At 23.8% G+C, this 6783-nt stretch carries 15 protein-coding genes; 12 read left to right on the forward strand and 3 right to left on the reverse strand.

Annotation, left to right across the window (positions count from 1 at the left end; genetic code table 4):
* Positions 1–423: 423 nt before the first annotated feature.
* From D9R21_RS03725 to D9R21_RS07035, 12 genes are all read left to right on the forward strand, one after another.
* Positions 424–663: a hypothetical protein gene (locus D9R21_RS03725; protein WP_126821153.1), complete on the forward strand. Its 240-nt coding sequence runs from the start codon at positions 424–426 to the stop codon at positions 661–663.
* 518 nt (positions 664–1181) lie between these two features.
* Complete coding sequence (locus D9R21_RS03730) at positions 1182–1466, forward strand: hypothetical protein (RefSeq protein ID WP_126821154.1); 285 nt, start codon at positions 1182–1184, stop codon at positions 1464–1466.
* Positions 1467–1475: 9 nt separating this feature from the next.
* Complete coding sequence (locus D9R21_RS07020; protein ID WP_158613866.1) at positions 1476–1634, forward strand: hypothetical protein; 159 nt, start codon at positions 1476–1478, stop codon at positions 1632–1634.
* Positions 1635–1643: 9 nt separating this feature from the next.
* Positions 1644–1856 (forward strand): hypothetical protein, encoded by a 213-nt coding sequence (locus D9R21_RS03735; RefSeq protein ID WP_126821155.1) that lies wholly within the window; start codon positions 1644–1646, stop codon positions 1854–1856.
* Entirely contained in the window at positions 1849–2022 is a 174-nt protein-coding gene (locus tag D9R21_RS07025) for a hypothetical protein (protein ID WP_158613867.1), read from the forward strand. The genes D9R21_RS03735 and D9R21_RS07025 overlap by 8 nt, the downstream gene beginning before the upstream one ends.
* Position 2023: 1 nt before the next feature.
* Positions 2024–2164, forward strand: a complete 141-nt coding sequence (locus D9R21_RS07030; protein WP_158613868.1) for a hypothetical protein — start codon at positions 2024–2026, stop codon at positions 2162–2164.
* A 2-nt stretch (positions 2165–2166) separates the two neighbouring features.
* On the forward strand, positions 2167–2394 hold the full coding sequence (locus D9R21_RS03740) for a hypothetical protein (protein WP_126821156.1): 228 nt from the start codon (positions 2167–2169) through the stop codon (positions 2392–2394).
* Positions 2394–2810 carry a single-stranded DNA-binding protein gene (locus D9R21_RS03745; protein WP_158613869.1) on the forward strand — a complete coding sequence of 139 codons (417 nt, stop codon included), beginning with the start codon at positions 2394–2396 and terminating at the stop codon, positions 2808–2810. Before D9R21_RS03740 ends, D9R21_RS03745 begins: the two co-directional genes overlap by 1 nt.
* Complete coding sequence (locus D9R21_RS03750) at positions 2801–3454, forward strand: hypothetical protein (RefSeq protein WP_126821158.1); 654 nt, start codon at positions 2801–2803, stop codon at positions 3452–3454. Before D9R21_RS03745 ends, D9R21_RS03750 begins: the two co-directional genes overlap by 10 nt.
* The gene (locus D9R21_RS03755) at positions 3438–4106 is read left to right on the forward strand and encodes an ERF family protein (protein ID WP_126821159.1); all 669 of its coding nucleotides are present in this window, start codon (positions 3438–3440) and stop codon (positions 4104–4106) included. The genes D9R21_RS03750 and D9R21_RS03755 overlap by 17 nt, the downstream gene beginning before the upstream one ends.
* On the forward strand, positions 4106–4594 hold the full coding sequence (locus D9R21_RS03760) for a hypothetical protein (protein WP_126821160.1): 489 nt from the start codon (positions 4106–4108) through the stop codon (positions 4592–4594). The genes D9R21_RS03755 and D9R21_RS03760 overlap by 1 nt, the downstream gene beginning before the upstream one ends.
* A 4-nt stretch (positions 4595–4598) precedes the next feature.
* Positions 4599–4775, forward strand: a complete 177-nt coding sequence (locus tag D9R21_RS07035) for a hypothetical protein (RefSeq protein WP_158613870.1) — start codon at positions 4599–4601, stop codon at positions 4773–4775.
* Between the two features lie 24 nt (positions 4776–4799).
* Here the strand turns inward: D9R21_RS07035 and D9R21_RS03765 are convergent, their stop codons facing one another.
* The 3 genes from D9R21_RS03765 to D9R21_RS07040 form a co-directional block, all read right to left on the reverse strand.
* Entirely contained in the window at positions 4800–5087 is a 288-nt protein-coding gene (locus D9R21_RS03765) for a hypothetical protein (protein ID WP_126821161.1), read from the reverse strand.
* Between the two features lie 118 nt (positions 5088–5205).
* The gene (locus D9R21_RS03770) at positions 5206–5838 is read right to left on the reverse strand and encodes a hypothetical protein (RefSeq protein WP_126821162.1); all 633 of its coding nucleotides are present in this window, start codon (positions 5836–5838) and stop codon (positions 5206–5208) included.
* 14 nt (positions 5839–5852) lie between these two features.
* Positions 5853–6783, reverse strand: a 931-nt coding sequence (locus D9R21_RS07040; protein ID WP_158613871.1) for a hypothetical protein, incomplete at its 5' end; no start/stop codon positions are given.

Consider the following 6783-nt stretch of genomic DNA (forward strand, 5'->3'; position numbering starts at 1 on the left):
ATTGTTGATTGATAATGTTTTTTACCATTTCAAATTAAATAAGTTACATCAGTAAATAAAACTTTAAATTTTTCTTTAATACTATTAAATTTACGATTTGGTCGCATGTAAAAAAGAAGGGTTTTAAGAAAATAGATAGAAATTGAATAAAAATAATAAACCATTTACTAAAATGGTTTTTTTATTTGTAAAACCAAAATTATTAATTGATTCAGAGAAAGGACAGCATCTTAAATTCTTAAAATAGAAACCTTTTATTACAACTTTTTGATACCCTCTTTAAGTTGTTTACACATTTATTAAATATCTTAGAAATCTTTACAAAGTGTACCTGTTTTTTCTCCAATTTTAAGGTGTTGTCCTTTCTCTGTTTCAGTTAATTAATTTGCTAATAAAAAAACTTAATAAAGGAAGGAGTAAGTAATGGAAATTAATAAGCAACAAAAAATATGTGATATTGATAACTGCTATAAAGCAATATCATTCATTACCGAAGAATTTTTATCAAATAAAGTTTTATGAACTTGTGAAAAACATAAAGATTTATTGAATAAAGTAAAAGATAAAAAACAAAAGCGGTTTTATAAACGCTTAGAAAATTCAAAAATTATCTTTGATTGAGAAACTGGTTCTTTAAAACTTAAATTTTATAAAACAACTTAATGCAGTGTGGGACGGTTATTTTAAATAACTAAGTGTTTCCATAAGAACATGAGTATCAACTCATTCCCACCGCCGGCCGAGGCAAGTACTGAAATAGTGTATGAGGAAATATGTAAATCGGCGCTGGTTTTATAACTAAGCGATAGTCGTGATGTGTCCAAGGCTAACATCAAACGACAATAAAAATAGAGATGGTGACACAAACAATTAAATTTGCGTTTAGCATTCGGTCCTTTGTATGGGTGCAAGTAAATTTAATTTCAAAAACTGAGCGTCAAATCCCAGAGCGAAAGCACAAATGGGCACGGATAAAGGAAGACATATATATGTCTGGCGTCAATATTAAAAAAACAACTGTGGATTATTAAACATTCAAATAATTAACATACCGCCACCGCTCACCCCCAGTGAAGCGGATGGCGTAGTAAATAAATAGATAAATACTTATATAACTAATTCTCGCTTGGCACTTTCACTTGGGAGTGAGTGCCAGCGAGTTAAAACTAGGAGGAATTATAATGACAGAATATAAAAGTAAATATATTAATAAAACTTGGAATGAAATAACAACATCATTTGATTGAGTTAATTGTCAGCCTATTAATTGTCGTATTTCACATCATAAAAATCATTATGATTTACAATGTTTAGAATGAGCAAAAATGTACTTAAATTTATTTAAAAATAGATGAGATGTTATTGTTTCTTATATGCAACATTACAAAATTAACGATATTTTAGATTTAGCATCAGATGGTTGAAAAATATTGCAAATTGATAAAAAAATTAAAGGAATAATTTAGGAGATTTATATGAAAAAGTTAAATAAAACTTGTCTTAAACAAAGATATTGAGGTTATTGTTCAAAATGCGATCAAAAAAATAAATTACAAGAATTAATGCTTAAAAGTTATCCAGTATCATTCGAAGATATGACTGATGAGCATTGAGCATTAGGAAAACAAAATTAGGAGGAAAAAATGGCAAGTTATAAACATTGTAATCAATGTAGAAGAATATACCTTCCTAGTGATTATGAAATTAAAAATAAACCCTTAGAAACTTTAAAAAAAATTAAAATACATGGTCATTTTGAAATGACATTTAAATTTAATAGTTATTGTGGCATTACGGAACATAGACATAGTGGCATAACTATAAAAGAATATTCGGAGGAATTAAATTATGAATAAAAGATACTTATTAGTAATGAAAAGTAAATATGGTGATTTTAAAACTTTATTTTTTTATACATTAGAAGAAGCAAAAATTACTAGTAATGTTGAAAATGAACAAGGATGATTAACAACAATTATTGATTTAGAAGATAACAATATTAAATGACAAGGATGTGAATAATATGTGAAAAGATGAAGATGGCAAAGTTTATACCGAAGATGATTTATTTAACATTGCATTAGAAGATTATTGCTATTCAGAAGATAGTGCTTATGAATATATTGATACTTTAATTATGGAAAAGAATTTGGAGGAGATTTAATAATGACTATAACAGAATCAATTAAATTTAACAAACTACAAGAAGAAAATGAAAAACTTAAAAAAGAACTTGCTGAAAAAGATAAAGAACTTGTTAAATTAAAACAACAAATATTATTTAAAGAAGATTTTGATGAATATTGTCAATATGTAAATGGTCGAAGAGAAGATACTTATATTATAAAAGATAAATCTTTATATAAGAAATTACCTAGTAAGGATGTAAAATAATGAATCAATTTATCGGGATTGGTAGAACAACAAAAGATATTGAAATTAAGAAAACTCAAAATGGGAAAGAATATGCTATTTTTAATTTAGCAATAGCACGCCCACATTCAAAACAAAAAGAAACTGATTTTATACATTGTCAAGTGTGAAATAAAAAAGCAATTACTTTACAAAAATATTGTCAAAAAGGTAGTCAAATAGCAATTACTGGTGTTTTACAATCTTTTAAAAATCGAGATAATAAAACTGAATGAATAATTCAAGTATCTAATTATGAATTTTTACATACAAATAATGATTTAAAAAAATCTGAAAAACCACAAGAAAAAATAGAATTTAATTCATCTGATACAAAAGAATTATTTAATAATGATAATCAAAATATTGGTAATGATGAAACAATTTTATGAGATTAGATTTAAAACCATTATATATTTATAATGATGAATTACATAAGTATAGTATTTTAATACCAAGTGTAAGTCAAATTGTTAATATTTTAGTACCAAAAGATTTTTTGCAAATTGATGAGAATATTTTAAAATTAGCACAAATTCGTGGAATATGTTTACATAATATGATTGATGTTTGAATAAAAAATAATTTTGATGATGAATTAATTGAATTTATTGATTGTGATATAAAATCACATCGTGAATTATTTAAAAATTTTACAAAATTATATCAAGAAACTTTTAAAGATATTAAATTTAAACATTATGAAACTGAAAAAACATATTTTCACCCTTTATTATGTGGAACAACTGATTTTATTGGAATAACAACTGATAATAAATATATAATATGTGATTGAAAAATTACTAGTTCTAATGAGAAAACTGATATTGAACGCTATATTTGGCAATTAAAACTTTATTATTTATTAGAAAAAGAATTTTGTATAGATAATAAAAAAATATTAATGATAATTATAAATCCAAAATTAAAAATAGTAATTAAAGAAAAAGTTAATATTACTAGACAAAATTTAGAACAAATTAAAAAAGCAATTTTAATATGACAAGAAAGAGAGGAATGAGAAAATGCCACAAGAAACTAAGAAATCATTAAGAGCAAGTATTGGTGAAATACAACAAGATTTATCATTATATTTAGAAAAAGACCAAACAATGCAAATGAATGGTAGAACAATGTATAATTATTTTGGTGAAGCACAAGTATTAGAATTAGTTAAAAAAGAATTTAAAAAGCATCATATTACATATATTTGGAGTTATGTGAAAGATACTTTAAAAGTAATTAATGATATACCATATTTTGAAATGGAATTAACTTTATGTAAAGAAACAGAAGAAATTAAAACTTACTGACCTTTTACAGGGAAAAATACTGACCCTGCTAAAAGTATTGGTTCAGCATTAACTTATGGAGTTAAGTATGTTTTAAGTAAATTATTAGGTTTACCAACAGAAGAATTAGACCCTGATAATAGTGAAGTAAGTAAGAATAATTTTAAGCAAGAAAAAGAACAAAAAGAAATTATTAATAATTCAAATCCAAATTGAATGAGTGAAGAACATTTTAATAATATTAAAAATTTTATTACAAATACAAAAATAGAACAAAATATTATTTCAAAAGGTAAAAATTGATTAAAAGAAAAATTAAATGTTGAAAAATTATCACCAGTTATGATTAGAAAACAAAGCGAAGATTTTTATTATCAATTTAAAGAAAGATTTTTATTATAATGATAAAAATAGGTATTGATCCATCAGGAACTGGTACTACTGCTATTGTTTGTTATATAAATAACAAATTAGTAGATAAAACAGAAATAATAAGCAAAGAATGAACAATACATGTATTAAAAATCTTGGAATATATAAAAGAACAACAAGAATGCAATATATATATTGAAGATTGTTTACCAACAAATGCCAATGGCTCAAAAGATAGAGATAGTTTATTAAAATTAATAGGAGCAATAAAATTTAATACTTATAATTATTTATTAGATGAAAATTTTAATAAAAAAACTAAGTGAATAGCACCTATTTTTACTAAATCAGTTGTTAAAAATATGGAAAATTTAAGTAAGTATAATAATGGTTGTATTCAAAAATTTAGTAAAGATGAAAATTTAACTTATGAATATGGTAAAGGTTGATTTTATAATAATGAAAAAATAAGTAATCATTTACGAGATGCCATTATTATTGCTAATTATAAGGGTTAATATTATGAAACATTCATTTAATCAAAAAACAGGAAAATATTATTCTAAATTAATTCGTAATGTTAATATTTACTTAAATGAAAATGAAGAAAAAGTTTGAAATGAATTTAATGACTTTACTTATTCACAAAAAATAGAATATCTTATCAATTTTTATATAAGTCACAATAAAGAAAAATAAAAAATAACCAATTAAGGTTATTTTTTAAATACTATTTGTTAGTTGTCTAATAGCATCTTTTTGTGCTTGTTTTTTGTTGTTTACTTTAACTTGTTTTTTAACATTTTTAATTTGACCTGTTTTAAGGGCTAATTCTGTTGCAAAATCAGGTCCTCGTAAATGTTTTTCATGAGCAATAACAGCAGTTCTTAATTCTCTAATTTCTGCTTTATATTTTTTAATTTTTTTAGCAGATAAGCCTAGAATACCAAGACTACCCATTCCACCTGCACCTGCTAACACAAGTAAAACAATCATTAATGTTTCATTCATTTTATTTAATTCCTTTCTATCCTTACTCAAACAGTGGCCATCTATCCTTTCAGAACAAAATAATTTATAAATTAAACTATATAACCACCCAAAAATATCAACCACCCCTATATATAGTCTATTTTAAATTTAATTCTTTGTTATTTTCATCTTGTTTTTGTTTTTTAATATTTTCATCTTGTATATTTTTTAATTTTTCTTCCGTTATACCATCTAATTTGTTTCATACTTTTGCTATTCGTGGTTGAATAACACGCGGATTAATACGGCAGTCCAAACAATATCTTAAATGGTCTTTTTTTCATTTTGATTTATCAATTCAAATAATAATTAAAGAAATTATTAAAGTTATTAAAGGTAAAATTGTAAATACTAATCCTACTTTAGATATTTTTAATCGTGGGATATCAATTTTCATATCAACTTTTGGTTTACTACTAGCAACAAATATACCTTGAATTCCGTGTGTAAATAAAGGTGTTAGTAAAATAGCAATTCCATTACCTCAATATTGACCATAATTATATCAATTAATATTATCTTTTATTGCATTAATCATGCCATATTCTAATCAACAATTTAATTCTAAAAATATCAATGTATAAAAACTAACTACTCAACTACGAATTTTATATTTTCTTTCTCAATCTTTAATATCTTTATGAGTTCAATTATAAGTCGGAATAGGGTCTTTTTTAAATCAATTTCAAGGCAGCGCACCTTTTAATCAAGTTGTTTTATCTTGTTTCATAGCTAAAATCCTTTCTAACTTACTTTTTTTCTTTCAATATATAATTTAGTCATTTTAGCGGGAGCATTTTTTGAATATATTATAATTTTTCCATTATTTCTTAATTGTGCAATTTGATTTTCATTATTAGTAGTTGTTATTCCACTTGATATATTTCCTGTAAATCCTTTATAAGTTGATAAATAAAAACTATTTAAAAATTGATTATTAACTCATACTTTATATTTATATTTATTTTTATCTCAATCTTTTATTTGATATTCACTAACATTAGGAGTTCAATCAGTAATATCTACAATTTCTCAATCACTACTTTTAATTTGATAATGTTCATTAATATATTTTGTAGTTGGCAATGTATCATCAGTTGTTTTTAATTCTGATGTTGTACTTGTTTTAATAATTTCAAAATTAGCAGTTATATCATTATTTTTAAATGAAGGGTCTCAAATTTCTAATTCACCTGTTTTTTGATTAAATGAAGCATTCGCTTTACCACTTTGAGTAGGCATTAATTTAATTCCAATTTGTCGTGTTCTCATATAATTAACAAACTCACCGCCACTAGTTGGATCATCAATTGCTAATTCATCATTGTAACCGTTTGTTACAGATATTTTACCTTTATTATTACCACCCTCAGTAATAACAAAATCATTAAGATTTAATGTTTTCATTATAGAATCTGGATTAATAATATTAGCAGTATTAGATTTTCATACTTTATTAATTTCATCATAATAAATACTATCATTATCAAACGGAACAATAAGTTTAATATATTCGTTATAATCAATTTTAGAAAAGTCATTAATAGTTGGATAAGAAATATTAATACTATTATCAGTTTGTAATCGTTCTTTTAATCAAAATAATAATGTTGGATAAAAAGTTTTTTTACTAATATGTTTATATTCTTCTTCTCATGGATGAGCATAATTATCT

Origin of the sequence: Spiroplasma endosymbiont of Megaselia nigra, assembly GCF_003987485.1 — a bacterium.
Lineage (GTDB): Bacteria > Bacillota_I > Bacilli_A > Mycoplasmatales > Mycoplasmataceae > Spiroplasma.